General features: G+C 48.6%; 30 protein-coding genes. 14 read left to right on the forward strand and 16 right to left on the reverse strand.

Annotated elements, in window-relative coordinates; genetic code table 11:
• Nucleotides 1-74: 74 nt before the first annotated feature.
• The gene (locus FPE01S_RS19040; protein WP_046370570.1) at nucleotides 75-914 is read left to right on the forward strand and encodes an alpha/beta hydrolase; all 840 of its coding nucleotides are present in this window, start codon (nucleotides 75-77) and stop codon (nucleotides 912-914) included.
• A gap of 6 nt (nucleotides 915-920) precedes the next feature.
• Here the strand turns inward: FPE01S_RS19040 and FPE01S_RS19045 are convergent, their stop codons facing one another.
• Entirely contained in the window at nucleotides 921-2,285 is a 1,365-nt protein-coding gene (locus FPE01S_RS19045) for an alginate export family protein (protein ID WP_046370756.1), read from the reverse strand.
• 165 nt (nucleotides 2,286-2,450) lie between these two features.
• Here FPE01S_RS19045 and FPE01S_RS19050 point away from each other — a divergent pair, with 165 nt between their 5' ends.
• From FPE01S_RS19050 to FPE01S_RS19060, 3 genes are all read left to right on the forward strand, one after another.
• Nucleotides 2,451-4,682, forward strand: a complete 2,232-nt coding sequence (locus tag FPE01S_RS19050; RefSeq protein WP_046370571.1) for a tetratricopeptide repeat-containing sensor histidine kinase — start codon at nucleotides 2,451-2,453, stop codon at nucleotides 4,680-4,682.
• Nucleotides 4,683-4,802: 120 nt separating this feature from the next.
• Nucleotides 4,803-5,627: a helix-turn-helix domain-containing protein gene (locus FPE01S_RS19055; RefSeq protein WP_046370572.1), complete on the forward strand. Its 825-nt coding sequence runs from the start codon at nucleotides 4,803-4,805 to the stop codon at nucleotides 5,625-5,627.
• A gap of 15 nt (nucleotides 5,628-5,642) precedes the next feature.
• Nucleotides 5,643-7,031: a sigma-54-dependent transcriptional regulator gene (locus FPE01S_RS19060; protein ID WP_046370573.1), complete on the forward strand. Its 1,389-nt coding sequence runs from the start codon at nucleotides 5,643-5,645 to the stop codon at nucleotides 7,029-7,031.
• A gap of 7 nt (nucleotides 7,032-7,038) precedes the next feature.
• Here FPE01S_RS19060 and FPE01S_RS19065 read toward each other — a convergent pair whose 3' ends face one another.
• Nucleotides 7,039-7,575, reverse strand: a complete 537-nt coding sequence (locus FPE01S_RS19065) for a hypothetical protein (protein WP_046370757.1) — start codon at nucleotides 7,573-7,575, stop codon at nucleotides 7,039-7,041.
• Nucleotides 7,556-8,494 (reverse strand): alpha/beta fold hydrolase, encoded by a 939-nt coding sequence (locus FPE01S_RS19070; RefSeq protein WP_217998236.1) that lies wholly within the window; start codon nucleotides 8,492-8,494, stop codon nucleotides 7,556-7,558. Before FPE01S_RS19070 ends, FPE01S_RS19065 begins: the two co-directional genes overlap by 20 nt.
• A 178-nt stretch (nucleotides 8,495-8,672) precedes the next feature.
• Between FPE01S_RS19070 and FPE01S_RS19075 the strand changes: the two genes are divergently transcribed.
• The 5 genes from FPE01S_RS19075 to FPE01S_RS19095 all read left to right on the forward strand — a co-directional run bounded on the left by FPE01S_RS19075 (nucleotide 8,673) and on the right by FPE01S_RS19095 (nucleotide 13,522).
• Complete coding sequence (locus tag FPE01S_RS19075; protein ID WP_046370574.1) at nucleotides 8,673-9,452, forward strand: alpha/beta hydrolase; 780 nt, start codon at nucleotides 8,673-8,675, stop codon at nucleotides 9,450-9,452.
• Nucleotides 9,453-9,464: 12 nt separating this feature from the next.
• Complete coding sequence (locus tag FPE01S_RS19080) at nucleotides 9,465-10,556, forward strand: alpha/beta hydrolase (protein ID WP_245624025.1); 1,092 nt, start codon at nucleotides 9,465-9,467, stop codon at nucleotides 10,554-10,556.
• 44 nt (nucleotides 10,557-10,600) lie between these two features.
• Nucleotides 10,601-11,299, forward strand: a complete 699-nt coding sequence (locus tag FPE01S_RS19085; protein ID WP_046370575.1) for a hydrolase — start codon at nucleotides 10,601-10,603, stop codon at nucleotides 11,297-11,299.
• A 10-nt stretch (nucleotides 11,300-11,309) separates the two neighbouring features.
• Entirely contained in the window at nucleotides 11,310-13,076 is a 1,767-nt protein-coding gene (locus FPE01S_RS19090; protein WP_245624026.1) for an amidohydrolase, read from the forward strand.
• A 62-nt stretch (nucleotides 13,077-13,138) separates the two neighbouring features.
• Nucleotides 13,139-13,522: a DUF2750 domain-containing protein gene (locus tag FPE01S_RS19095; RefSeq protein WP_046370576.1), complete on the forward strand. Its 384-nt coding sequence runs from the start codon at nucleotides 13,139-13,141 to the stop codon at nucleotides 13,520-13,522.
• Between the two features lie 8 nt (nucleotides 13,523-13,530).
• Here FPE01S_RS19095 and FPE01S_RS19100 read toward each other — a convergent pair whose 3' ends face one another.
• Nucleotides 13,531-13,830, reverse strand: coding sequence for a type II toxin-antitoxin system RelE/ParE family toxin (locus FPE01S_RS19100; RefSeq protein ID WP_046370577.1), 300 nt, complete (start codon nucleotides 13,828-13,830; stop codon nucleotides 13,531-13,533).
• Nucleotides 13,823-14,074 (reverse strand): type II toxin-antitoxin system ParD family antitoxin, encoded by a 252-nt coding sequence (locus FPE01S_RS19105; RefSeq protein WP_046370578.1) that lies wholly within the window; start codon nucleotides 14,072-14,074, stop codon nucleotides 13,823-13,825. The genes FPE01S_RS19100 and FPE01S_RS19105 overlap by 8 nt, the downstream gene beginning before the upstream one ends.
• A 252-nt stretch (nucleotides 14,075-14,326) precedes the next feature.
• Here FPE01S_RS19105 and FPE01S_RS19110 point away from each other — a divergent pair, with 252 nt between their 5' ends.
• Nucleotides 14,327-14,788: a hypothetical protein gene (locus tag FPE01S_RS19110; RefSeq protein WP_046370761.1), complete on the forward strand. Its 462-nt coding sequence runs from the start codon at nucleotides 14,327-14,329 to the stop codon at nucleotides 14,786-14,788.
• Between the two features lie 31 nt (nucleotides 14,789-14,819).
• The gene (locus FPE01S_RS19115) at nucleotides 14,820-15,413 is read left to right on the forward strand and encodes a Crp/Fnr family transcriptional regulator (protein WP_046370579.1); all 594 of its coding nucleotides are present in this window, start codon (nucleotides 14,820-14,822) and stop codon (nucleotides 15,411-15,413) included.
• 2 nt (nucleotides 15,414-15,415) lie between these two features.
• On the opposite strand, the gene FPE01S_RS19120 is transcribed toward FPE01S_RS19115, so the two are convergent.
• On the reverse strand, nucleotides 15,416-16,321 hold the full coding sequence (locus tag FPE01S_RS19120; protein ID WP_046370580.1) for a DMT family transporter: 906 nt from the start codon (nucleotides 16,319-16,321) through the stop codon (nucleotides 15,416-15,418).
• 115 nt (nucleotides 16,322-16,436) lie between these two features.
• Here FPE01S_RS19120 and FPE01S_RS19125 point away from each other — a divergent pair, with 115 nt between their 5' ends.
• From FPE01S_RS19125 to FPE01S_RS19135, 3 genes are all read left to right on the forward strand, one after another.
• Nucleotides 16,437-17,360 carry an NAD-dependent epimerase/dehydratase family protein gene (locus tag FPE01S_RS19125; RefSeq protein WP_046370581.1) on the forward strand — a complete coding sequence of 308 codons (924 nt, stop codon included), beginning with the start codon at nucleotides 16,437-16,439 and terminating at the stop codon, nucleotides 17,358-17,360.
• A gap of 285 nt (nucleotides 17,361-17,645) precedes the next feature.
• Nucleotides 17,646-18,983, forward strand: coding sequence for an MFS transporter (locus FPE01S_RS19130; RefSeq protein ID WP_245624027.1), 1,338 nt, complete (start codon nucleotides 17,646-17,648; stop codon nucleotides 18,981-18,983).
• Nucleotides 18,984-19,065: 82 nt separating this feature from the next.
• Nucleotides 19,066-19,434: a plastocyanin/azurin family copper-binding protein gene (locus FPE01S_RS19135; RefSeq protein ID WP_083990331.1), complete on the forward strand. Its 369-nt coding sequence runs from the start codon at nucleotides 19,066-19,068 to the stop codon at nucleotides 19,432-19,434.
• Between the two features lie 58 nt (nucleotides 19,435-19,492).
• Here the strand turns inward: FPE01S_RS19135 and FPE01S_RS19140 are convergent, their stop codons facing one another.
• The 10 genes from FPE01S_RS19140 to FPE01S_RS19185 form a co-directional block, all read right to left on the reverse strand.
• Nucleotides 19,493-20,020 carry a GNAT family N-acetyltransferase gene (locus tag FPE01S_RS19140; RefSeq protein ID WP_052956019.1) on the reverse strand — a complete coding sequence of 176 codons (528 nt, stop codon included), beginning with the start codon at nucleotides 20,018-20,020 and terminating at the stop codon, nucleotides 19,493-19,495.
• A 316-nt stretch (nucleotides 20,021-20,336) separates the two neighbouring features.
• Nucleotides 20,337-20,768 (reverse strand): hypothetical protein, encoded by a 432-nt coding sequence (locus FPE01S_RS25570; protein ID WP_046370582.1) that lies wholly within the window; start codon nucleotides 20,766-20,768, stop codon nucleotides 20,337-20,339.
• Nucleotides 20,761-21,246 (reverse strand): Panacea domain-containing protein, encoded by a 486-nt coding sequence (locus tag FPE01S_RS19150; RefSeq protein WP_046370583.1) that lies wholly within the window; start codon nucleotides 21,244-21,246, stop codon nucleotides 20,761-20,763. Before FPE01S_RS19150 ends, FPE01S_RS25570 begins: the two co-directional genes overlap by 8 nt.
• A gap of 77 nt (nucleotides 21,247-21,323) precedes the next feature.
• Nucleotides 21,324-22,628 (reverse strand): BamA/TamA family outer membrane protein, encoded by a 1,305-nt coding sequence (locus tag FPE01S_RS19155; RefSeq protein WP_052956020.1) that lies wholly within the window; start codon nucleotides 22,626-22,628, stop codon nucleotides 21,324-21,326.
• Nucleotides 22,629-22,681: 53 nt separating this feature from the next.
• Nucleotides 22,682-23,137, reverse strand: a complete 456-nt coding sequence (locus FPE01S_RS19160) for a DUF3192 domain-containing protein (protein WP_083990332.1) — start codon at nucleotides 23,135-23,137, stop codon at nucleotides 22,682-22,684.
• A 236-nt stretch (nucleotides 23,138-23,373) separates the two neighbouring features.
• Complete coding sequence (locus tag FPE01S_RS26260; RefSeq protein ID WP_245624028.1) at nucleotides 23,374-23,652, reverse strand: hypothetical protein; 279 nt, start codon at nucleotides 23,650-23,652, stop codon at nucleotides 23,374-23,376.
• 73 nt (nucleotides 23,653-23,725) lie between these two features.
• Nucleotides 23,726-24,424, reverse strand: coding sequence for a hypothetical protein (locus FPE01S_RS19170; protein WP_046370585.1), 699 nt, complete (start codon nucleotides 24,422-24,424; stop codon nucleotides 23,726-23,728).
• 25 nt (nucleotides 24,425-24,449) lie between these two features.
• Nucleotides 24,450-24,812 carry a VOC family protein gene (locus FPE01S_RS19175; protein ID WP_046370586.1) on the reverse strand — a complete coding sequence of 121 codons (363 nt, stop codon included), beginning with the start codon at nucleotides 24,810-24,812 and terminating at the stop codon, nucleotides 24,450-24,452.
• Between the two features lie 262 nt (nucleotides 24,813-25,074).
• Nucleotides 25,075-26,085: a hypothetical protein gene (locus FPE01S_RS19180; protein ID WP_157474093.1), complete on the reverse strand. Its 1,011-nt coding sequence runs from the start codon at nucleotides 26,083-26,085 to the stop codon at nucleotides 25,075-25,077.
• Between the two features lie 81 nt (nucleotides 26,086-26,166).
• The gene (locus FPE01S_RS19185) at nucleotides 26,167-26,826 is read right to left on the reverse strand and encodes a hypothetical protein (protein ID WP_046370588.1); all 660 of its coding nucleotides are present in this window, start codon (nucleotides 26,824-26,826) and stop codon (nucleotides 26,167-26,169) included.
• Nucleotides 26,827-26,865: the final 39 nt, after the last annotated feature.

Below are 26,865 nucleotides of genomic sequence, written 5' to 3' on the forward strand. Positions count from 1 at the left end.
AAAGGGAATTTGTGAGCCCGTATTTGGATTATATTTAATGGGTAAACCAGTTTTCTTCCTGTAATTTCTCCGCAATGTCTGTGACTGAACAATTTGTAACCGATACTTTTTTGTCTGAAGATGAAGGCAATGTTGCCTATAAGCGCTGGACAACTGCAGCACCGCCGGTAGCGCTGGTAGTTTTCGCCCATGGCTTCAATTCTCACAGCGGCTATTTTCAATGGGCGGCTGAACAGCTGACTGCACAGGGATTTGAAGTATTTGCCATCGATTTTCCCGGCCGTGGTTATTCTGACGGCGAACGGTATTATATCAGCGATTACCGCCAGTTCGCACTGGAACTCGGCAAGCTGGTGAGCATCGCGCAGGACGCGCATCCCGGCAAAGCAACCTTTTTGCTGGGACATAGTGCAGGCGGCGTGTTGTCTTCCATTTATGTTTTGGATCACCAGGAAAAACTGGCCGGCTTTATCTGTGAGAGCTTTGCTTTCCAGGTACCGGCGCCGGATTTCGCGCTGGCCGTATTGAAAGGGCTGAGCCATGTATTCCCTCATGCGCATGTACTCAAATTAAAAAATGAGGATTTCTCCCGTGACCCGGCAGTGGTCAGCCAGATGAACAACGACACACTGATCGCCAATGAAGTGCAGCCCACCAAAACAGTGCAGCAACTGGTGCTGGCAGATGAAAGGCTGAAAGCTGAAATGGCTTCGGTTACCCTGCCGCTGCTGATTTTGCATGGTACGGAGGATAAAGCCACGAAACCCAGTGGCAGCCAGTATTTTTATGACACGGCATCCTCACCAGACAAGACACTCAAATTGTACCAGGGGCATTACCATGACCTGCTCAACGACCTGGACAGGGAGGTCGTAATGAAGGATATTATTGACTGGCTGAAGAAGCGGGTGTAACCCGGGTCAGAATTTCAGCTGCCCTGTTATCCCGGTGACAATGATGTCTTTCCCCGGTCCGGCTGCATTGAGATATGCCCCCGTATTGAACCAGGTGAATTCCAACCTGAAATACAGAAAGGGATTAGGATTAAATGCCAGTTCTGAGGCGTATTGGTGGCCAATAAAGGTTTCGGAGGTTCCCCGCCCGGAATAGATCAAAACCATATTGGGAGCATAGATGCCATCATGTGAACTGAATCGCCAGAATGCGGCATAGTCAATATACAAATTGATCTCCCGGGAAAATGTAAAAGTCAGGGAGGGATGAAGATCCACCAGGTTGGATGGTCCGACCAGGGCTGCCAGTCCGAGATAGCCACCCCGGGGAAACATAGGGTTAAACGTATTTAGATGGGAATCGCCAGGGCTCCTGTCCCCGCTGATCAGTTCGGCTTTTAAGGCCACCACTGGGCCGAAGGGCGTCCTGCCGAACTGGTAAAAAGTATTTGAGGAGATAGTCCACGCAGTAATGCTTTTACTGCCAAATCGCCCCCACTGGTATAAACCTTCGATATCATATTGCCATTTCCCGGTTTTTTTCCAGATCCGGCACCCGGCAGAATGACGGCGTTCCGTCCCTTTCCCATCGTCAAAGTTTGCAGCCAGCCGCGACAACCCCAGGTAATAGCAATCGATATTGCCCAATATCGGTACCTTATTGGCGACCGAATACAGGCCCCATAATTTAATATCGGTGCTGAAGACGTCATCGAAAATTTGTTTACCGGGTATTACATAGCACGAAACAAATGCATCCGCCCGGAAGTTCCTCGTCATATAATTCACCTGCACGGCATCGAATGCCTGCCGGCTGTTTGGTCCATCCCTTACAGCAACCAGTCTTTGTGACCCATAGAGCAATTCCTGGCGGCCGGCCCTTAACAGTAACTTTTGCTGTGATCCAATGGGTAAAATGCCTTCGCAAAAAACCTGGTGGAGGTCTAGTGGGTTTTTTTCTACTGCAGAACGATCACCGTTTTTTCCGATGGCAACACTGCTTTGCAATTGCACAAATGTCCTGAAGTATTTTCCTGCATGCAAATCAGCATGCAACAACGCACGGGAAAACAAATAACCATCTTTGTCTTTGGCGGTATTGCCCCAGTTCTCATTCCGGAAATAGAAATACTGGCAGCGCATTTCACCACCAACACTGAGCCATGCACTGCTATCGGCATTCAGTGGGGTATATTTCAGCCGGCGATACCAGCCGCCGGTGGAGTCTCTGTTAAGCCCGGCGTAATCTTCATCAAAACGCAGGGGCTGGAATGACGGTATCGCCTGGCCATAAACGCCGGTACGGATACTGCACAACAGCAGCAGTAACATGATTCTGGGTGCAGTATCCATCGGTTCAAAAATAGCGCCGCCGCCCATCGGGCACAATGCAGTAAAGGCGACAATTGATGTACAGAAGAAGCTACGGCCGATATCCCTCTAACCATAAAAGTGTATTGCAGTAAATTGTGATTGTTCCAAAACGCTACCTGCACGATGAGAATCCTGATCTGCATATTGATTTTCCTGGTTAGCACCTCCGCGGCCGCGCAGGGCACAGGCACCCTGTCGTTTAAGGCGAACCGGAATAAGCTGGATAAAGACTTTGATGCAGGCAATATCAGGGAGATGGAAAAGTTGTACGGGTCGTCTTCCGATTCGCTGAAAGCAGATGTGGCCAGGTATATCAGCCGCTATTATAACGACGGAAATTTGGTGCCGAGAAATTTTAAAAAGGCCAAAGAATATGCCCTCGTAACGCTGGAGATCAGCACGGCCCTGGGTGACCTGAACCGGCAGATCAATGCCAATAACCAGGTCGCTTACGTCCTCATGGTGGAAAACCTGGTGGATGAGGCCGAACCGTACCTGGTGCAGGTCACCCGCCTGGGAGCGAAGCCCGGGGCAGCGAATGTAGGATTTGCCTATAATCACCTGTTAATAAAATTGCTGAACAGGGGACATTATAACAGGGCGACCCAGTATGGAATGGATGCCCTGCGTTACCTGGAAAGCGCCGGCGGCGACGAGTATGCGATCGATATTTATAACCTGCTGGGCACTTTGTATAAACTCCTGGGAAACAATGAAAAATGTTACCAGTTTTACACCCGTGCTGCAGATGAAGCGGAAAAGCGGGCGGGGGATGATGCGGAGAATTTCTGGTTCAACTACCATTACAAGATCATTGCCATGATGAAACTGGGTATGGCCGCCGAAGCGTCAACTGAAATAAAAACAGCCTTGCGTCGCTATCCACCGCCAACACCGTTTGCGCTGACCACTGCTACCATTGCGCAGGCCAGGGTGTACGCTGGCCTCAAAGACTATGCACTGGCGGAGGAAACGTTTTTAAAGGCGCTTGAATTAACCAGCCACCACGAACGGTACCAGACGCCCTACCAGACTACGATCAACCGGAACCTGGCCGACCTGTATATTGACCGTGGTAACTGGACCAGTGCCCGGACTTTTATCAACAGGGTGCTGGAAACAAACGCCCACCTGACCACACAGGGAATTGCCGATGCGCACCTGGTGGCTTTCCGTGCAGATTCGGCGCTGGGTGATTTCCGGTCGGCGATGCTGCACCTTCAAAAAAGCAAAACCATCAATGACTCCCTGAATGCCGTGTCGAAGCTCCGGCAGGCCGAGGAACTGCAGCTCCAGTATGAAACGGAGAAAATGACGCAGGATGTAAAATTGAAACAGCAGACTATCCTGCTGCTTCAAAACAGCCAGGCACTGCAATCCAGGGAGTATGAAGAGAACAGGCTGCAATTCCTGCTTGATAATAAAAACAAAGAGAATGAACTCCTGACACTGAATGCGGCCGCCGCGGTAAAAGATAAGAACCTGCTGCTGAGCCAGCAAAACATTACACAACTGAAAACGGATATCGACAATCGTAAAGCCCGCCTGGAAGAAGCCAACTTTACCCGGAACATTACCTTCGTTTTTGTTGGCCTCCTGGCGTTGATCGCAGTACTGCTTTTCTGGCAATACCGGTCAAAACAGGCCGCCACCAGGATCATAGGTAAAAAGAATGAAGTATTGGAGGGACTCGTCCGGGAGAAAGAAGGCCTGCTGGAAGAAAAAGACTGGTTGTTGAAAGAAGTACATCACCGGGTAAAAAATAACCTGCAAACAGTAGTAAGCCTGCTGGAATCACAATCCGTTTACCTCGATGAAAAAGCCCTCCAGGCCAACCAGGATAGCCGCAACCGCGTGTATGCCATGTCGCTGGTGCACCAGAAACTGTACCAATCAGAAAATATTGCCTCGATCCAGATGGATACTTACCTGTCAGAGCTGGTAATCCATCTCCGCGATAGCATGGGCGATGGCCACATCCTTTTCCGGCTGCAGCTCCAGCCGGTCAAACTTGACGTATCACAGGCTATTCCCATTGGTCTGATCCTGAATGAAGCGATCACCAATGCCATCAAGTATGCCTTCCCGGTTAAAGCATCCGGTCAGGCGATCACCATCGGCATGCAGCTGCAACCATCGGGCGAGCTCTGCCTGACCGTACAGGATAACGGTATCGGCCTGCCCCCGGGTGTGGAATCCGGTAATCCCGCCGGGCTCGGCATGCGACTGATGAAAGGACTTACCGGAGATATTATGGGAAATTTTGACTTACGATCCGATCACGGCACTACCGTGACTGTCAGTTTCCTGCCGGTGGAAACTTTACGCAACAGCGATATTTCACCAATTAGCTAAATATGCAAATTGATGTGGCAGAGATTTTATTGCAAATATTTGAATTTCAGTTAATTGTTTTTGGGCATGCGAATTGGAATCCGGTAGGGTAACAAATTTTACCCAGCTAAAACAATCACCATGCTACCAACACTTTCTGCCCCGGAACATATTGGGATCTCAGCACTGCGGGTTATAAGGGAAGACATTGCCAGTCGCTATGAAATCATCTGGCTCAGCCAGGGCGCTGGCCATCTGACGGTCAACCGCAACCGGAATGTTCTTGGTAACGGGCTCGTTTATGTTGTCAGCCCCGGGCAATTAAGGATGATCGACCTTTATGCTGGTTCCACAGGGTATCATTTATCGGTATCGCCGCAGTTGTTTCATGCGGCTGACAGCAAACTGGTGTTTGTGAGCATGCTGGAACAATGCAGCAGATTGGGAAACGCCATGACCATGCAAGCTGGTGCCGACAACGATAAGGAGATTGAAGAACTGTTGCTTAAGATTGAGCAGGAAACGAAAACTGTTCACCACCTGCAACTCGAAATGTTACAGGCGTTCTTCCGGACACTGGTATTGTATTTGTCCAGGCTGACGGTGGTTGGCCGCGACTGGCACAACACGACTAATGACCAGCGCATCGTCAGATCCTTTATCCAGCTGGTAAATAATCATTACATTAGAAAAAAAATGGTCGCCGAGTATGCACAAGAGCTTTGTGTGACAAGAAGCTATCTCAATAAGATCGTGAAAAAAGTTTCCGGTAGCACAGCAAGTGAAATTATTCAGCAGCGGATCATCCAGGAAGCTAAAAAGGAAGCGATCAGGTCCGGTAGCAGTTTGAAACAGATAGCCTACAGCCTGGGTTTCGACGACTGCGCACACTTCAGCAAGTTTTTTAAATCCAATTGCGGAATGAGCTTTACCGACTATAAAAAGGAACTTGAAGTTTTCCGTTAAGATTACAGACCAGCAATGACCAGCACCAAACTATTAATAGTAGAAGACCAGTTTATTGAAGCCAACAACCTGCAGATGATCCTGGTACGCGCAGGATACACCGTGTGCGGCATCGCAAGGAGTGTTACTTCGGCGCTCGGGCTTATTGAAAAGGAAACGCCGGATATCGTATTGCTGGATATTTTTCTTACTGGTCAGCAGACAGGTATCGACCTGGCCAGGATCCTGCAGGCCAGGAAAATTGCTTTCGTTTTTTTATCCGCCAATTCCAACAGGGAAACCCTCGAAGCGGCCAAGGCAACCCATCCGTATGGGTTCCTCGTTAAACCATTTCGCGAAAAAGATGTACTGGTAACACTGGAGATAGCCCGCTACCTGCACGAGAACAGCACAGCATCTTTCCTCCGGAATACAGCTGGCCTGGCTAAAGGAAAAAAGGAGGAACCTTACCCTTCCGTTTTGGAAGAGATCATCGGTTCCAGCCCTAAATTGCTGGACCTCCTGGCAGACCTGCGCATCGTCGCACCGGCAGATACCTCCGTTTTGATATTGGGTGAAAGTGGCACAGGCAAAGAGAAAATTGCAGAAAGCATTCATGCGCTTTCCGCAAGGAAACTCCGGCCGCTCATTAAAGTCAATTGCGCCGCTTTACCTGCTTCTCTTATTGAATCCACCCTCTTCGGCCATGAAAAAGGTGCATTTACCGGGGCAACAGAGAAACGGATCGGGAAATTTGAGCAGGCGTCTGGCGGAACACTGTTCCTGGATGAGATCGGTGAACTGCCGGTCGACCTGCAATCAAAGATCCTCCGCGCTTTACAGGAAAAAGAAATAGAAAGGGTAGGCGGTATTAAACCAATACCCGTAGATATCCGCATAATCGCCGCGACCAACAGGAATCTTTTAAAGGAGATGTCAGAAGGCCGCTTCCGGATGGACCTGTATTATCGCCTGCATGTATTCCCGTTAACATTGCCGCCGCTCCGGGAACGCAGGGAAGATATTCCTGCCCTCGTAAATTATTTCGTCGGCCTGTACTCCCGGAAAGCAGGCAGAAATGTTCCGGAAGTGTCCGCGGGCGTGCTCAGTACCCTGGCTGCCCACGATTGGCCCGGCAATATCCGCGAACTGGAACATACCATTGAACGGGCAGTCCTGCTCACGAGGGGCAATGTGATTAAGGATATTTATCTCTCCCAGCATTCGCGTATGCAAAACGATAATGCGGAAAGAGTCAAAACAATGGAGGAAAATGAGCGGGATCACATTGTTGCCGTGCTGAAAAAATGCAATGGAAAAGTCTTCGGTTCCGGCGGAGCTGCTGAATTGCTGGGTATGAATGCGTCGACCCTGAACTCCAGGATCAGAAAACTGGGGATCGAAAAAAACCGGGGCATCTCCTGAGCGCCGTTTACCGCGTGAACATCGGCAATGGATTCAATGGATGTTTCAGCAGGTTTTTGCCCAGTTTTCTCAGCAGGAACATATGAAATCCCAGGTTAGGCAATTGTTCCCTGTTTTCACGGATCCTGCTTCTTGTAGCCCCGAATGCCAGCACACCCAGTGAAACATCTATCCAGTCCGCCTTTCGGAATACCTCCACTGTTTCTTTATACAGGCGATTGTACCGGGTGATCTTGTGATGCCAGTAGATCATCAGGGTAATCTCCGCTATCCAGTCTTTTTTGCCAATACCGGCAAGGTATTCGCAGGCCACCGCGATAGAAGGTTGCAGGTAATCAATGGTGTTATTGGTCCAGATACCGATATCATGAAACACCGCAGCATAGGCATATTTGTCCTGGTTGCCGGGTTGCTGATCCAGCAGCAGGCAATTCCTGTATACCCGGGTAACATGATTCCGGTAGCGGTAAAAATCCTTACCGATAACAGGCTGATACTTTGCGAGCAGCTCGTCTATGATCAGGTTATTTTGACCGGTAGTCATGGTGCTGCTGTATGAATCCATGGATAAGCCGGAACGACAGCAAAGGATACTGATCCTGTGGGGCATGCCCCGCCGACGGGTACACGCTGATAAAAAGATTCGGCATGCTTCCCGTCATCGCGTACCAGTTCTGGACCGGGAAGGAGATATCATGATCGCCGCAAAGCGCCAGTACCGGTATGTTCAGCTTTCCCAGTTTTTCGCGGGTATTATTCTGATCAGCCCTGTAATCCGCAGCTGCTTTGAAATACCTTGGCCATACCTCCGGTGGTACTGGTTTATCCAGGTCCGTTTTCCGCAGGGCGATCCGGTCGAAACTTTCACGGGCCTTTTCCCGGCTGGTGGCAGATGCCGGCTCGTAAAAGAGAATCTCAAAATCCTTAAGGTCATTGACAACATGAGATGCTGTCTCAATGAACAGGGGATCGAGTTTGTGCTCATTGGCACCGGCGGGACCGGTTCCGATGAGGATAAGTTGCGTCACCATATCGGGGTGGTGAACGGCGAAGGTTTGCGCAACGGCGCCACCGAAGGACCATCCGCCCAGTATAAATCGCGATAGCTTCAGGTGTTTTGCCAGGTCGCGGACGTCGTTTGCCACTGACGCAATTTCCAGCGGGAGTTCCCCGGTGGATAATCCCACGCCGGAATAATCAAAAAGAATCACTTTGTAATGGGCAGACAACTGGTCGATGAATATTGGATCCCAGGAATCCAGTATACCCCGGAAACGGTTGCAGAGGATGAATGGTTCCCCATTTCCGACCGTGCGGTACGCCAGGTTTCTTCCGGGCAGGGTGGCAAAGGTTGTTTGGGCAGCGAGTGTCGGTGATGCAGCTGGATTGAACATGGTGGATGTTTTTTGCGCCATCAGTTGTGCCTGCAGGAACAGCAGTGTGATCAATAATATCCTTCTCATACAAATTAGCTTTTTTAATGCTGATAGTGTAAAACTACCGGCAGCTTCCTGTAGGGTCAATGGTCAGACAAGGCGCATTGATGTATAAAAAGGAGGTCTCCTCTGTACAGCAGTTGATGTCTTTTGTCTATTGACCCGCCTCGCTGGTGAAAATAGTTTTGTCGGAAACTCAGCCATCATGTCAAAGATCAGATCAAAGACCATCGTAATGATTACCGGCGCTTATGTGAGTCATGCCTGCTGGAATGACTGGAGACATTTTTTTGAAGGGTATGGTTATACGGTCATTACCCCGCCGTGGCCCCATAAAGAGGCCGACGCAGCAACACTGCGGTTAAATCATCCTGACAGGGAACTCGCTTCACTGACCATGCAGCAGACGATCGACAGTTATATTGACGTGATCAATGGTCTTTCCGAAAAACCGATCCTGATGGGTCATTCTTTTGGTGGCCTATTTGCCCAGGTGCTGCTGAACAGGGGATATGGCGCTGCCGCAGTTGCCATTCACGCCGTTCCGCCGCAGGGAATATTTCCGTATGAATTTTCTTTCCTGAAATCCAATGCAGCCACACTGGGCTTCTTCTCCTCGCTGGATGAACCCTACCTGATGCCATTTAAAAAATGGCAGTATGTTTTTACCAACGGTATGCCGCTGGAGGTTCAGAAAAACAGTTACTATGACCTGGTTATACCGGAATCCAAAAGAGCGGCCCGGGGCGGACTGACCAGCACAGCGCATGTCGACTTCAAAAAAGAACATCCGCCGTTACTATTACTTGCCGGCCGGCAGGACAACTGTATCCCTGCACATTTGTGCAAAAGAGTTTACCTCAGTTATCAGAACAAAAATTCCGTAACGGAATACGTCGAACAAGACAGGAATCATTTCGTGCTGGGACAGCCCACCTGGAAGGAGGATGCGAATTATATCCTCAACTGGATCCGGCGCCAATAAACAATTGATGTTATGAAACACAGTATCATACTACTGATAGCACTGTCCGCCTTTACCGCATGCTCAGATGGAAATGCATCAAAGCCGGAAAACGATCAACCTAAAGACAATGTTAACATGAACAAAACAACAACTGTAGCGGATTATGCCACAGATCCCAACATCGAAAGCCAGACAAAAGAGTTTCTGAAAGCCCTGAATGGCGGTGGCGGTAAACCATTGGAAACGCTGCCGCCAGCGGATGCCAGGAAGGTGCTGGAAGGCGCACAAACCTCGGTTAAAGTGGAAGACGGCGATGTTGAAATAGGAGAGCGGACCATTCAGCAGGATGGGTTATCTGTTAAGCTTTACACCATCCGGCCCACTGGCCAGGCCGGCGTCTTGCCCGTATTCCTGTTTTTCCATGGGGGCGGCTGGGTGCTGGGAGACTTTCCCACGCACAAACGGCTGGTGCGTGACCTGGTTTTGCATTCAGGCGCAACCTGCGTATTTGTTGAGTACAGCCGCTCGCCGGAAGTAAGATATCCAGTCGCACTGAACGAATGTTATGCAGCCACAAAATGGGTGGCGGAACATGCTGCCGAATTAAAGGTAGACGGTAAGCGGATGGCAGTAGCTGGCAATAGTGCCGGTGGTAATCTTGCGGCAGCGGTAGCGCTGATGGCGAAAGACAGGAAAGGGCCCGCGTTGAAATTCCAGCTGTTGCTATGGCCCGTTACGGATGCCGATTTTGAAACGGTGTCTTATAATGAATATGCTACCGACAGGTTCCTCACGAAAAACATGATGATCTGGTTCTGGGACAGCTATATCAACAAGGAACAGCGCAGGGAAATTTATGCGGCACCGTTGCAGGCTACCACAGAACAATTGGCGGGTCTGCCCCCGGCACTGGTACAGACTGCAGAAAATGATGTGCTGCGCGATGAAGGCGAAGCCTACGCAAGAAAAATGAATGCCGCAGGCGTCGGTGTAGCGCTGGTGCGGATGCAGGGAATGATCCATGATTACGGCCTGCTCAACCCGCTGGCGCCGTTGACGGGCGTGCAATCCGCCCTCCGCTATGCAGCGTCCGAATTGAAGTTTGTTTTATCGCAACCCTAGTTGCAATCGGTTTCATATTGACCAACAACACTTAAAATGAAAAAATGAAAAAACTGCACATGCCCCTGCTTGCCCTGTTGCTCTTCACGGCCGCGATTACCGCCAGGGCTCAAAAACCTTCCCCAGAGTTGCTCACGCCTTCCAACCACACGCTCGTGCTGATCGATCACCAGAGCCAGATGGCCTTCCCCGTGGTAAACATCGGTGTGGAAGCCTTACGGAATAATGTGGCACTGATTGCCGGTGGATCAAAGATCTTCAAAGTGCCCACCATCGTTACCACGGTAGCAGAGAAAACCTTTAGCGGACCGGTATTTCCTGAGGTAATGGAATTTTATCCCAAAGCCTCGTCGTCGTATATCGACCGTTCCACCATGAATGCCTGGGAAGATGCAAATGCTTTCAAAGCGATCACGGCCAAAGGCAAAAAGAAAATTGTGATTGCCGGTTTATGGACCAGCGTTTGTATTGTGGGACCGGTACTTTCGGCTATTGCAGACGGTTATGAGGTCTATGTGGTCACCGATGCCTGCGGTGATGTGAGCAAGGCTTCGCATGATATGGCGATCACCCGCATGATCCAGGGCGGTGCAAAGATGCTGACGTCCACCCAGTATGTGCTGGAGTTGCAGCGGGACTGGGCGAGGTCAGAAACCTACCAGGCCGTAACCGACTTGTTCGTGAAGTATGGCGGCAGTTATGGTATCGGGATCCAGTACAGCCATGAATTTGGTAAACATTAAACTGCCCATCGTGAAATACTGGTTCCTTTTCTGCGCTTTTTTAATGGCTCTGCCCGTACAGGCGCAGGTAAATAACACGACGCTGATCATCAATGGCAAGATCATCACACTGGATGATGAGCAGCCGTCAGCCTCGGCAATGGTGATCCGGAACAATAAGATCGTTTACGTAGGTTCCGCACAGGGCGCAGTGGAAAGCGCAGGAAATGGACCGCTGCTGATCGATGCAAAAGGAAAGACCATCATACCCGGCCTGTTTGACAGTCACCAGCATGTCATCAGGGGTGGCCGTTTTTATAACGCTGAACTCCGGTGGGACCAGGTCGGTTCTTTAAAAGAAGCGCTGCAACTGCTGAAAGCGCAGGCTGCACGAACACCAAAGGGACAATGGGTAAGGGTTGTGGGTGGCTGGAATGAGTTTCAGTTCAAAGAGAAAAGATTACCAACCATGCAGGAAATAGAAGCAGCGACCGGAGATGTTCCCGCATTTGTTTTATACCTGTACGCAAAAGCATGGTTGAATAAGGCGGCATTGAAGGAACTGAAGATCACTGCCGATACCCCCAACCCGCCCGGCGGCCTCATTGAAAGAGATGCTTCGGGTCATCCAACGGGTATGCTGATTGCCGAGCCCAACGCTTTCATCCTGTATTCCACGTTATCCCGGCTGCCGGAGTTGTCTTTCCAGGAACAACTGAATTCAACACGGCAATACATGCGGGAATTGAACAGCCTTGGCGTAACCGGGGTGATGGATGCCGGTGGCGGCTTTCAGAACTACCCCAGTGATTACCGCGTTACTGATTCCTTGTTTCACTCGGGACAGTTGACACTTCGAATCCCCTTTTACCTGTTCGCACAGAAAAGAGGCACCGAGCTGCAGGATTATGAGCGATGGACGGAACTCGTCACCATAGAGGGCGTGCAGGATTGCCAGACTGGCCCGGATTACCAGGTATCGGGTGCCGGAGAAAACCTGCTTGCTGATGCAGCCGACTTCGAAAATTTCCTGCTGCCGCGGCCTGAGTTACCGGTTACCCTGGAAAAGAACCTCGAGGTAATACTGGAAAGACTCGTCAAAAACAAATGGCCTTTCCGCATACACGCGACGTATAATGAGAGTATCAGCCGCGACCTGGCTGTTCTTGAAAAAGTGAATGCCCGCACGCCGATTCAGGGGCTTCCCTGGTTCTTCGATCATGCGGAAACAATCAGTGAAGAAAATATAAACAGGATCAAAAAACTGGGCGGTGGCATTGCCATACAAAACAGGATGGCCTACCAGGGAGAATTATTCGTCCGCAGGTATGGCAGGTCAGCCGCTGAGAACAGTCCGCCCGTCAATAAGATCCTGGCTGCCGGAATTCCGGTAGGCCTGGGAACAGATGGTACGCGGGTATCCAGTTATAATCCCTGGATGTCCATTTACTGGATCGTTACCGGCAAGACAGCCGGAAAAACAGCAATGCTCTCCGCAGCGAACCAGGTGGATAGGGTCCGGGCCTTAAAACTTTTTAGTTCCGGGGGTTACCAGCTGATCCGCGAAGATCATGCAAAAGGCAAACTCCGGGAAGGCTACCTGGCAGATGTCGTCATCCTCGACCGTGATTACCTCGCCATTGACGAAGACAGCATTCCTTTCATACGTGCAGCCCTGACCATAATGGATGGTAAAATAGTTTATGGAAATGAATACTTCAGCAACCTGGCACCAAAACCGGTACCGGTTATCCCCGTATGGAGCCCGGTTAATTTTTTCCGGTCACAAATCCGGTAATAACGGAAAATGTAAGTTTGCAGGTGAAAAGAAAAAGCGTTGGTTAATTTAAATCTGTCAAGATGAACCAGCAGGAAATTGATCAGATCTGCAGGCTTGAACCTGATGCCAGGTACCGGTATGCCATCAGGCGGATTGCAGATGCTGAACAGGTCTGCGTGCTGCGGGACGAAGACGATCAGTTTGCTTTGTCTGAAGCAGACGGCCGTGCCGTCATTAAGATCTGGCCGGCCGCCGAATTCGCGCTGGCTTTAAGAAAAGGGGAGTGGGAAGACAATGAAGCATATTCCTTTAACCTGAACGAGATGGAAGACGTGTTGTTTCCACTGATCCGGGACAATGATTACCTGATTGACGTGTTTCCGGTTGAAGGCAAACCGGGGGTGGTGGTCACCCTTGATCAGCTGGTAAAGGATCTGAATGATGAGCTGGATAAATACAAGTAGAAATGTTTTTATTCATAACGGCGGTTCCTTAAATCCATGAGCATATGAAGTATTCTTACTACTTCAATTTTGTCCCTATTAATGTTCCGGTAAAAAATGATATGCTGTCCGATCCTATAGCCTGAAAGTGCTTCCTGTATTTCCGGGTAGACTTTCCCGATAACTTTTTTGGCTGCTAATTCCTGGCATGCATCGATTAGCATGTAATAATAATTGTCAGCCTGAATTTCTGACCAGGTTTCGACAGAATATTTCCAGATTGTTGAAAGGTCTTCCAAAGCCTTTCTGGACAAAACAAATTTAGCCATTCTCGCGCCTGGCAGCTTTTAATTTTGAAAGGTGCTGCTTCGCATCAAAATTATCAACTGTGCCACTTTCAATACCTTCCACAATGGCCTTTTTTAACGTGGTGATTTTACGCTCTTCTTCCTCAAGCAGGCGAAGACCGGCGCGAATGACTTCGCTGGCATTCTTGAATCGACCTGTCGAGATACGTTTGTCAATAAAGTCTTCAAAATGGTCTCCCAGTGAAATGGATGTATTTCGTCCCATATGGCAAATATAGCGTTTCCGATAAAGTTACCAATAATTGGTAACTTTATCAGAATACTTGTAGAAGGCAGTATCTGGCTGGTGGCCTGACAAGCTGAAAAGTACATTTTGTACAAACAGGTCATTTTTGTTCTATTTCAACAATTGTCCCGTCGATAGCATTGCGGTATGCATTACCGTTATCTTTTAGTTATAGCACTTACTGCGTTTGCGAATTCAGGTGCCAGGGCACAGGTCAAACAGCCAGAACAAATGACACAGCAGATCCACAACGCGCCACCGGCTTTCCCTAAAATTACCGGCTATGTGGGCATCATGCATCCTATCGTGGCTTTCAGCAAGGACGAACCGCATTACAATTTTGATGGCGCATATGTAGTGGGACTGCCCTGCGGCATTAATCTCTGGAAATCCAATGCCGTTGGATTTTCCATGGAATTCGTGCCGCTGATCAAGGCTTCCGGGGGCGCCAGCAAAATGAACAATTTCATTTTCCATCCCGGCGCCCTGTTCCGGCTGGGCCATGGTTTTGTACTCGCTACCAGGGCAGCTTTTGAAACTTCCGGCCGTTATGGCTTCACACCGGTGCTCAATAAAACGGTGGTCAAAAGGGCAAACAGCAGTTACTATCTCGCACTGCCGGTTCCGGTACGCTTCGGCAATGAACAGCCCACATCGGTATCCATAGGCTTCCAGTTTGGTATTGCCTTTTAGTTTATTGGCTGTTATGCCGTTACTTTGACCTATGGAATCGTTTCTTTCCACCATCCGTACATATGCTCCGTTCAGTGATGAAGAAGGGGAGTTTTTTTATGCTCACTTCCGGAGGGTGAAGTTCAAAAAGAATACGGTTATCCTTGAGGAGGGAAAGGTTGCACATGAAGTATTCTTCGTGGAGAAAGGTGCCCTGCGCCAGTTTTTCTTCAACGAAAGCGGCGTTGAGAAGACCTGCAACTTCGTGTTTGAAAGGGAATTCCTGACCGACCTCGAAAGTTTCTCCCGGCAGACTAAAGCCACGACCAATATTATTACGCTGGAGCCGGCGGAGTGCCTGGTGACCACCTGCAAAGAGGTAGTGGCCTGTATGAAGGCATCGCCTGCCGTGGCGGCGTTTTTTAATGTGATTGTAGAGAATGTTGCCACTGCCAATATCAGGCGGATCCAATCGCTGTTGTCCCAGTCGCCCGAGCAGCAGTTTGAAGCATTGCTGCAGCACCAGCCGGAGATCCTGCAACGCGTACCGCAGCGGTATATCGCGCAGTACCTGGGCATCGCGCCCGAAAGCCTGAGCCGGATCCGGAGAAGGATGCTGGTGGGCGCCGCCAGGGATACCCGGTAAGGCTAGTCAAATACCACGGCACTTTTCTTTGTATTGATTTTCGACAGGAAGAGCCCGATATTCACCAGCACCACGCCGGCAACGGTATAACTGCTGATGGGTTCATGCATCCATAATGCCGCAAATACAAAACCGAATAAAGGGCAAAGGAACAGCCATAATCCGGCACGCACCGGGTTGGTTTGCAATAACCACAACCACAGCTGCACCGCAGCAATGGAAACCGGTATGGCCAGCCATGCTACAGACCACCAGAAGGTCTGATCAAAATGGTTGGCTTCCCCTTTATATAAAAACAGCGTAAAGGGCAATAAAAACAAGCCACCCAACAGCGTCTGCCATCCATTGATCGTCAGCAGCTGGAGATCATTCCAGTTCCTTGCTGAAAAATAAATGGCGGCAGCGGAATAGGAGAGCATGCAAAGAAGCAGGAGTAGTAAACCGCTGGTGGTGACGGAAGCATTGGCGAACAATGGCCACGCTGCGCAGACAACACCCGCCATGCAAATGACAATGGACAGGAGGACCGGCCCGGTCAGTTTCTTTTTCAGGAAGAATACAGAGAGGAAACTAATATACACCGGGTTGGTGGCAATCGCCAGGGCCCCGATTCCGGCTGACACGGTTTGCATGGCAATGACGTATAGGCCCAGGTAGATCGTGATATTCAGCAATCCGTACAGGGCGATCTGCTTCCATTCCTGTTGATGAGGGAGACGGTACCGCTTCACTACATGGGCAAAAAACAGCATGATCGCCGCCGCCATGCCAAAACGAACTACTGCAATCACCAGGGGTTGTGCCGACGTTAGCCCCATTTTGGTAGCCGTGGCGGCCGACGCCCATAATGCGGCAAATATTATTCCTGCTGCCAGCCATTTGATTCTGGCATTACTGTTGTTCGACATTGTTTGCTGTCGTCCGAAAATAGCTTTATTTCCAGTTATGGCCAGATCTTAACCATCGTCATCTTTTTTCGCATTGCGGGCAACTAGCTTTGTACCTGAATCAACAGACAAAAATATGACACAAGCAATTCTTGGCGCTGGCGGTGATATCGGCAGGCTGCTGGCCAAAGAACTCAGGCAATATACAGATCGCGTAGTACTGGTTTCCCGCCATCCGCAACGCGTGAATGACAATGATGAACTGATCGCGGCAGACCTGTTGTCGGCGGAGCAGGTTGACCGGGCAGTTGCGGGATCAACCGTGGCGTACCTGGTAGCGGGACTGAAATATGACCTGCGGGTATGGGAAAAGAGCTGGCCGGTGATTATGGAGAACGTGATCGATGCCTGTGTGAAACATAGTGTTAAGCTGGTTTTCTTTGACAATATCTATATGTATGATCAGAAGGCTGTTCCTCATATGACGGAGGCGAGTCCGCTGAACCCGCCATCCAGGAAAGGGAAAGTGCGGCTGGCGATTGTGCGCATGATCATGGACGCGATGTCGCAACGGGGACTGAAAGCGCTGATCGCCAGGAGCGCAGATTTTTATGGTCCCGGCGCAAAGAACGGCATCCTGAATGTGCTGGTGCTTGATCCCTATTTAAAAGGAAAGAAGGCCAGCTGGCAATCTGATGTCAGGAAAATCCATTCCTTTACCTACACGCCGGATGCTGCAAAGGCAACTGCAATGTTGGGCAATACGGACAGTGCCTATGGACAGGTCTGGCATCTTCCGACATCGCCACAGCGGTGGACAGGTAAGGAGTTTATAGAAAAAGCAGCAGCCATCAGGGGCGTCAAGCCCTCCTACACCTTGCTTACGCCATTTCTGTTAAGGTTGGCCGGGTTGTTCAACCGGACGATCCGGGAGCTGGTGGAAATGCAGTACCAGAACAACCAGGATTATTTTTTTGACAGCCAGAAGTTCTGCAAGGCTTTTGATTTTACGCCGACCAGTTATGAGGAGGGGATGAGGGAGGTGCTGCAGCACCCATGAAACCCATGCCATTGGCGATGTGCCCGGTGTTTGCAACTGGTGTGGTCCGGAAAGTTTTATCCGGATGTTAATCGGTTGTATCGATTCTATACCTGGGCTACAGGTGTCAATTTTTCAGAATATCGTAATTTGTAAAACTCAGTGAAATGAGCCACCACGCTGTGTTTTATAACCGTATGGGTATTAAACGTTTCCAATGGCGATTTTTAAACGGCTAAATTGATAAACGCGATACTTGTATGTCCAGGGCTGGAAAACCATTATGGGAAAAAAACGTTTAAGTTTGTGAAACGTAGTGTGGTGGCTCATTTCACTGAGTTTTATAAATTGCATAATTTCGAAGAAGCAACTTCTGCCTTCGCTAAAGCTTCTGATGCCATTTCCTTAAAGGTGAATTTTCCGCGGACAAAACATTCGGCAATGGGTTTAAAGCCATATCTGACAAAAACGGTTTGGGTATTGTCTGTAATCAGTCTGCTGACGGATATCGCCAGTGAAATGTTGTATCCCGTGATGCCACTTTACCTGAAGAGCATAGGTTTTTCAGTGGTATTGATCGGTATACTCGAGGGGGTGGCAGAAGCGGTGGCGGGATTAAGCAAGGGATATTTTGGAAAGTTTTCAGATCACTCGGGTCGCCGGGCACCCTTTATCCGCCTGGGGTATAGCCTGAGTGCGTTGTCAAAACCCATGATGGCGATGATGGTCTATCCCCTTTGGATTTTCTTTGCAAGAACCATTGACCGCCTGGGGAAAGGGATCCGGACCGGTGCCCGGGATGCCTTGCTGTCGGATGAAGCCACACATGCCACGAAGGGCCGCGTGTTTGGCTTCCATCGCTCGATGGATACCGCGGGAGCGGCGATCGGGCCGCTGCTGGCATTGTGGTATTTGTATGCCCATCCCGGCGCCTACAGGCCTTTATTCCTGCTGGCCTTTATTCCAGGTGTGCTGGCAATCCTGCTGTCACTGTCTTTGAAAGACAGGCAGCCCAAACCATCCGGAAAGCGGCAGCTGCCGGCACTCTTTTCTTTTCTGCATTACTGGAAAGATAGTCCCCCCGCTTACCGCAAACTGTTGACGGGACTGTTGCTGTTCACGCTGTGCAACAGTTCCGATGTATTCCTGCTGTTGAAAGTGAAGCAGGCCGGCCTGACGGATACGGCCATGATCGGTATTTATATTTTTTACAACCTCGTATATGCATTGGCAGCGTATCCTTTGGGGATCCTGGCGGATCGACTGGGCGTAAGAAAGGTATTTACCGGGGGACTATTGATTTTTGCTGTGGTCTATGCCGGGATGACCGTTGATGGCGGCGGGGCCTGGTATGGCCTGTTGTTTTTTCTCTATGGCCTGTATGCGGCCGCTACAGAAGGTATATCCAAAGCGTGGATCAGCAACATTACCGATAAGGCTGACACAGCAACTGCGATTGGTACTTATACCGGGTTCCAGAGCATCTGCACCATGCTGGCCAGTTCCCTTGCTGGCTGGATTTGGTACAGGCAGGGTGCCAATACGGTCTTTGCGGTGACGACAGCAGGTGTGATGGGTGTCTGGATTTACTTCTTGGTGGTGCTCATTCCGGAGCAGCAAAAATCACCAGGCCAGGGTGGTTGAGGGGCCACCGGCAAACTGCCAGCAAACTACCTGCAAGCAACCCCGGTACTGCATTATTCGTTTAAACAAGAAACGAGTGTGTATGAAAAGCCGATATTACCTGCCATGGTGTAGTGTGGTAATGGTGTTCGTTTCTTTGGCAGGTTGCAGCAAGGGAGACTCTTATGGTTCATCCGGCTCCAACAATAACAATGGCAACAACAACACTTCCACCGTGTTGATGGAAAACAACAATTACTCCAAAGCCAGCCTGACCATCAAAAAGGGTTCTACGGTTACGTGGAAGAATAATGACTATACCACGCATAATGTTACCGCAGATGACAACAGCTTTAATAGCGGAGATATCATTGCGGGGTATTCTTATTCCAGGAAATTTGATGCCAGCGGTACTTTTCCCTATCACTGCACGCATCACGCTACGATGAAAGCGACTGTGGTGGTGAATTAATGGGACGCGGTCTTTGAAACAGCAAGGCCGCCTCGTTGGGTCGAGACGGCCCTGATATTCACTGTTGCCGGCTGCGCCTGAAAACAAGCCTGTCTTCCACATGGCCGGTGCGGACGAACCCGTTTTTCTCCAGCATTTTGATGGAAGGGTGGTTGGAACTGCCGGTTTCGGCACAAACAGCAGTAACAGCAGGGTTTTCAAATGCCCATTGGGTGATGGCGCCCAGCGCTTCGGTTCCATAGCCGCGGCCCTGTTGCTGCTGGTCGATACAGTAGCCGATCATCGCGGTGCCGTCCTCTTTCGGTAGGCCGCCGAAACCGATGCCGCCCACACTCACCTGCCCGTCTTTCAGGATGATCTCCCAGTTGGTAAACCATTCATAGTGGCCGGGATGTAGCTGGATATTGGGTAGCCAGAAGTTGTCCAGCGCATCATCCAGTTCCGCCTGGTAAAAGGGATCGATCACCATAAAGGAAGGTTGTAATCCCATAGCGATCTCCATTTTGGCACGGCTTTCCCGCAGCAATAACAATTGTGTATGGTTCAATGGAACGAGTCGTAACCGTTCTGATTCGATAAAAAACATTGGTGAAAATTGAAAGGATAAAACAATAGTTGATCGTTTCGCTGGTTAGCGATTTCCGGCCATTAGGTTGGCCGGCTTTGTTATACCCTTCCAGGCGTAAGACGTTGCCTGGTAAAAACGAACTGTAGCAGAGGCGTTTATTGTGGGAGCAAAAGTATACATAAATTTCAAAGACCTGGGCACAAAATCTGGGACCCATCCGAGGTGTTTGCCTCGGTTTTAGAGGTAACCCCGAGTACCCGGCGTAGTAAATTTGAGGTCCCATTGAGGTTGAACAGACTTACCAAAGAGGTCGGACATTAGTCAGAAAGCTTTGTCAGGAATAAAGAAGGTGGCTTTTGTCGAGCCAAACCGAGTAGAAAGTATTGTAAATAAAGAATCCGTGAACCCTGCCAGCTTCATTACTGTTGATTGAAAATTGATAGGGGATGTCCACAATTTCCTCTTCCCTGGGAAACCCGAAACATGATTCCGTTGTCCCATTCCAATCAATTGGATGAGCTCTTAAAGCACTGCTTCTGTTTGAAAGAAATTCCTGTTTGGTTATCGAGGAAAGTGCTTTTAACCTTGCAATCAATTCAGCAAAGTAGTTCCCTTCATGTGGATAATAGCAGAACTTCTCATGATCACCGTTTAAGTACTTAAAGGAGAAATTAATGAGTTCTTTTGCTTGCTGTTCGGCTAACTGTTTTGCAAGTGATATTGCAGGATTTTCACCGGAAGCATTCGGCTTTTTAAACTTACTCATTCACCACAAACTTCGAGTAATAATCGCTTATTAAAGATTTCGGAATTACCCTGTTGGAAGGAGCATCGTTAGGTAAACCATTCCGTGTGATTACCCAGGGGGCCTCGTTATGCGTTAGCTTTTCAAGTTCATAAGCGGTTAAACCAAAATATTCGTATTCAACATCCGCTAACAGCGCTTTGACTTCCGGCGGCAAAACTGCTTTGATAGCGTCGAATTTTTCTTTATTCAAATCTTCCCGGATAATCGGTTTCCAACTCCAGATTTTATAGTCATTAAACAGCTGTGGGATTACAGGGCCATGTACCCAGGCCTGAAAATCTTCGTGGATAAGCTCAGTTTTGTTAAGCGCCAAAAACCACGACTGGGCATAATAGACCAACTTTTGAAGTTTTAAATTGGTGATGAGTGTTTGCGTTTCATTGGACAATCCAATGAAATAATCAGCGATAATAGTATGTGGCAAAGGCAAAGTCACGTTGCAAATATAGAATTACTTAATTCCTCAAAAAGTTAGCAAACGTTTTTTGTCAGGTAATGGGTGATATCACTTCCTTAGAATGTCTCCTGGGCGCCGAAGTAGATCCCCAGCGATTTGTTGGCGTACCCGAGGTCCACCTGCAGGCGCGTCCTGGTTTTTTTGTCGAGCATGATGCGCAGGCCGCCGCCAAAAGCGGGTCGTACATTCTCCATGAGATTGACCTTTTCCTCTGCCTGGGTATTGGCGACATTGGATGCTGTGGTGGCATTCGCGAAGAGTACGCCGCCCAGGATGCCGGTGTGCTGGGAGATGGGAAACCGGTATTCCGTTTCTGCGTAAAGCATTTTTTCTCCCCGGAAGGCACCGAAGGAATAACCTCTTCCCGAGCGTTGCCGCTGATCGTATCCCAGGGCAGGAAGCGCGATATAGGGTGCCTCGCCGCTGGTCACCAGGTCGCCGTAGAACCAGAAAGCAAGGATCTTCGGCTTTGAGTTTTTACTCAGGTTATGAAACGAGCGGTATTCCAGCAACAGCATCGTACTGTTCTGGGTGCTGCCCAGTCCGGCGGCGTTCACCAGGAAATTGACATTGCCATAGTAGCCCTTGTAGGCATTCACCTGGTTGTCGCGGCTGTCGAACAGCAGGTTCAGGGTGAAGCCAGAGGTGGTGTATTTTTCAGGGTTGAACCCGTTGTAACGGCTGTACAGGTAATGGAAGGACCTCAGGCTATCTCCTGCGTCCGCTACTTCGTCCTTGATATTGAAGTAATAATCGTACTGGAAGCCGATGCCGGCAAAAAGGTTTTGCCAGACTTTCCAGGAACCGGTCGTGTGCAACCGGACGAGGTCATACGTTAAGGGCTGCCCGATGGAATCCCTGGAGATCTCATAACCGTTCAGTCCTGTTTTTGAGGAGATCACGCGGTTGGAACCCAACCCATAGGTCGTTTCAGAACTGATCTGGTAGCGCCAGTCGTTGTTGATCACCAGGCGGTCATCAGACAGGAAAATATTGCTTTTGACATTCAGGTTCAGGAATCCTTTGGTGGAATACGTGGCATTGGCGCTCATGGAAGAAAACCTGGAACGTGCATCAGCCTTGAACGCTGTGGTCAGTCCCGCGCCGAAAATAAAACCGGCCGTGGGGTTAGAAGCCACTACGGGGATGATCAATATGAAGGTGTTCTTAGGCGGCTTGGGTTTGGTCCAGCCTTTGTGCTGGAACCAGTCCTTGATGTCCTGCTGTTCAAAGGTGCTGGTGTCAGTTATGGTGCCGGCAGTTTTCAACGTGTCTTGTGCTGCAAGGCAGGCGGGTAGAAGCAGCAAGGCGCAGGCATACCAGAATTTTTGGGTATTTCGTGAGCCTTTAATAAATGCCATGAGCGGATTTAAATGTGAAAGCCAGTTGAAAGTTAAGGTATTCAACCCGAAGTTCACCGCTGTTCAAGAGTGATGCCCCTGCGTTTGGCATAACCTTCATAAAAATCCCAGCCCAGGCCGACTACAGCATTTTTATCCAGGATAATGGGGGTGAGCTGTTCTTTGGTAATATCGCCCTCGGCTTTTTTGACATTGGTGTAGTACCAGAGAACTTCCAGTGTATTACCGGCGGAATCAGTTTTGAATTCCCTGTTATACGGATTGTTGATGATAACGTCTTCTTTCTTGGTCACGATGCTGCTGGAGGTATAGGTTTGTATTTTCTGAACGCCGCCCATTACTTCCAGCACTTTGGTTTTGGTAACCCCGAGGTCTACTTTCAATAAATTAGCCTGGTTATAGGATCCCACTTCATTCCTGGAGGGCTTTTTAGGAATAGCCTGGGTCTGGGCGAAAATATTGGTACCGGTAAGCATTAACGCAAATAACAGGACGGCTACTGGTCTCATATCACTTTTGGTTTAGGATGAATCACTTGATATTCAATATTAAATTAATGCAATAAACCAACAAAGCAAAATGGGATCAGGACAGCACTTTTTCGTAGGCCCTGCGGGGAGCACCGTGAAAGAAGACCTCACCGCAATAGGTATACGCCAGATTATCGAGGATTTTCATCATGGGAATATTATCGAAATTGGTATCCACCTTGATGCTGAATACGCCCTTTTTGAAGCACAGGTCCTCAATCAATTTGAATAGGAGCGTGGCGGGTCAGCCATTTTCCCTGGATGTCGTTATAAGCCGGTTCGATGCCGAAAATGATGGCGGCATAGGCCACGGTCTGCGCGTTGTCTTCGAGCACGTACGCATACCCCTGTGCGATATCATCAGCCACCGTCAGTTCATTGGGATAGCCCTGCTGCCATTGCTGGCTGCCGTCCAGGCGGCGCTGTTCGATGGCTTGCTGCAGGATGCGCCAGATGGTGGGTTGATCTGCTTTGGTGGCTTTTCGTAAGTTCATCAGGCAGTAAAGGTATTTCCATTCAGGAAGAATTATTTGTGCTTTTCCCAGCTGATCTGCTGAAAGTCAAAAACTATAATGCCGGTTTACCGAAAGCATTCTGCAGGCTTTTCCTGAAAAGAAGCAGCAGCAGCACCATCAGTCCGACATGAAACAGGATCAAAGCAGGGGTTCCCAACGCTGGTATATAGTCGCCGATGCCACGACCCAGGAGGGTATTGAGGAACATCCGTTGATACACTATTCCATAGATTAGTGGAACGACAAGAAATCCCGCAATGATCAGCCACCGGTGTTGATTGGTCATTTTCTTTCCTGTTAGGATAACGGGAGGCAGACAAATGAGTAATACAAGTATCGCAGCCAGGACCCTTGCGTATTGGATGGGTGTGTTTTCCCCGAGGAGATGATGGATCACGACTTTCTCATCCCCGCCGCCAACCAGGGCGGTAAAAATCCTGGCAAAGGGCAGGTTGGCAAATAACATCGAAAAGCCAAAGGATTGTTTTGAGGCATTGTTGCTGCGGGTGAACATCCATGCGCCGATCCACATCAGTGCACAGGAAAACAGGGGCCCGGTTAAGGTGGCCAGGAAAGCCCAGGAAGGATGCGCGCAGTTGGGGCAGGTGCTCCAGGAAGAAATATCCCGGGGACCATAGCAACCACAGATCAGGTACCCTGTGATAATATGCACTTGTTCATGGAGTTCGCCCATAATCATGTTGAGGGCGAAAAATGCGACAACAAACTGCCAGGTGATCCTTAACCGCATAGCGCGACAGTATATTAGATGATGACTACCACTGCTGGATGATGATACAAACCTGTTCATCCCTTAATGCAAATTCTTTGGCACCCCATGGCCGAATGGTTACCTGTTTTAGATTGGGATGAAGAAATTCCGGATGGGATAGGGAGACCTTTTCATAAATCATCTCAATGTTTTTCGTGACCAGTCTGAACTCAGGATTGTGTTCTTTGGCAAGAGCAACATGTTCAAAAAGGTAAATGCTTAATCCATCTTTATTCAATACGCAAAACGGTTCTTCAGCTTCCAGCTCACTATGTCCGATCACAAATCCCAAACAGTCGGAAAACATTTTCAATCCGTCCCTGATATTCACATAGTAAACATTCGGAACAAGTTGTTCAAAAGTCATGTCAGTTCGTGATTGGATATGGTACGAATATAGTAATCCGTCAGGGGATTTTTTCAGGTGTTAAGCCGGTTTTTGTGTACCTGCGCTGGCTTTGTCCAAAGCCGAGAAAGTACAAACTAATCCTGCGACCCATATGGACGACCTTACCCAGTTCATCCTTCCCTATTCAGCTGCTGCTTTTTGGAGTGTTTCCGGACCGGGAAGTTGTGCTGAAAGAAATTGGGAGGTTCATGCCTCAGGTAAAGAGGTCAATATCGAGTATTTATTTCATTTTAATGGCGGCTACAAGTTTTCTAAACTCTTTCAGGTTGTTTTCAATATCATGATTTGCGATTCCCTTTACATCAATCGCCTTTTCGTCTTTGATTATCACGCAGAAATAGAGTACGCCGTTGTTTTTTCCCTGCACCTGGGGGTATACCTCCACCGTGTAAGCGTCATATCCGCTTATTGACTCAGAAGATGAATTTTTGATTGTATACTTCGTTCCAGGGTGTTTGAATTGTCTAATAATTCCATCTGTAATACTTCCTGGTGTCACGGATTTGTCCACCGGGTATTGGTAAATGGCTATCAAAGGATCGCCGGTGTTTTTGAGTTTCTTTCCATTAATAGTATACATGTATGCATTTGGTCTGAATTCACTGAACTTGAATTTTGAGTTGCTTTCTTCAAAGGAAAAGTAGGCTGATTCGAAAGGGTCTATTTCTTTATTTTTTTTATACGATATTGTATTCAACGATGTGATAATTTCTTTTTCAGTTTCCTCATCGTTTAAGGAATATGTAGCCGTGATAGTTGTTGCAAAGGTTGAATCACCAAACAGGATAGTTAAGTGCTTTATCGTTTGGTCTTCCAGCATGGAGACGATTTTTGCGGGATATCCGTTAACCTTAATTTTATTGAGATCAATAACGCTTATACCTTTTTTTTCAATTTTTAATTTCGTAAATCTTTCTGCTTCCCAATAGTAGTTCCCCTCTAAATTGTCGACTACTTTAATCGTTGCAGTATTACCTTTGTCAAGTCCGTTAAGGGATTTTGAAATAATGAAATTTTCAGGGGGAATAATGTATAGCCGGGTAAATGGTATATTAATGTGCGTCCTGGTTAATGTGTTGTTGATTGCTGTATTGATGGGGGCTGAAGTCTGGCCATGAGCTGTTATGGTAGCGGACATCGTAATGAAAAGCAGGATCCAAGTAATGTAATTGCTTGATAGTATTGAAAAGACTGGAGTATGGAATTGTTCTTTATTGATTTGAATGTTCATGATAAGGTCTTGTTATATTCAATAGGTTAACGCGTTTCCCGATAGATTTACAATGGCCTGTTGGAGATTTAGGTGAGATGATTATCCGCCATAACTATTATACACTTTAACCAAGCTATCGAAATTATTAGTTTCGGTTTCTAAATGCCCCGGAGCGCCGATCTTCTTCATGTAGTTCCATTTGGCTTTTCTGTCGATGATCACCGGTTCGATACGCCCACTCAGCGGATAGACCTGCCTGCCAAATGTATTGATGAAATTTTCTTCATAAAGCTCAAACTCAAGGCAAGGGAATTTACGTGGCATATTGAAGTTGTCCCACAGGTAGAGAAGCTTGTCTGTTTCATACTCAATGATATAAAGATCCCCTTCATCTTCAAACTCCTTCGCAACGGCAATCCTTTTGGCAAGTATCGTACAAGTGTCAACAGTCCCTCTGTTAATAATTGTATTTAATTGCTGCATGAATTCCTTATGCCTGACTTTATCCTTATAAATTTCGTATGGCGTAAAAACGATAAATCCAAAGGAAATGACAGCGGTAGTACCGAAAAAAAATGTCCAGAAACTGTCCGGGATATTTGCGGCTATATAAGTACACACTCCTCCTACGATGCCTGCTATGATGTAGTGTTTGAACCTGATTTTACTGGCACTTTGTTTTTCTTTTTTACTGAACAGGAATTTCAGCAAGCGCAGTTCATCCGGATAGAGCTTTCTCGTGGCAAATTGAAGTTGCATGATAAGGTTTCTTGTGTAGGTGTTAGGGTACTTGCCGAT

This window comes from Flavihumibacter petaseus NBRC 106054 (assembly GCF_000974785.1).
Classification (GTDB): Bacteria; Bacteroidota; Bacteroidia; order Chitinophagales; family Chitinophagaceae; genus Flavihumibacter; species Flavihumibacter petaseus.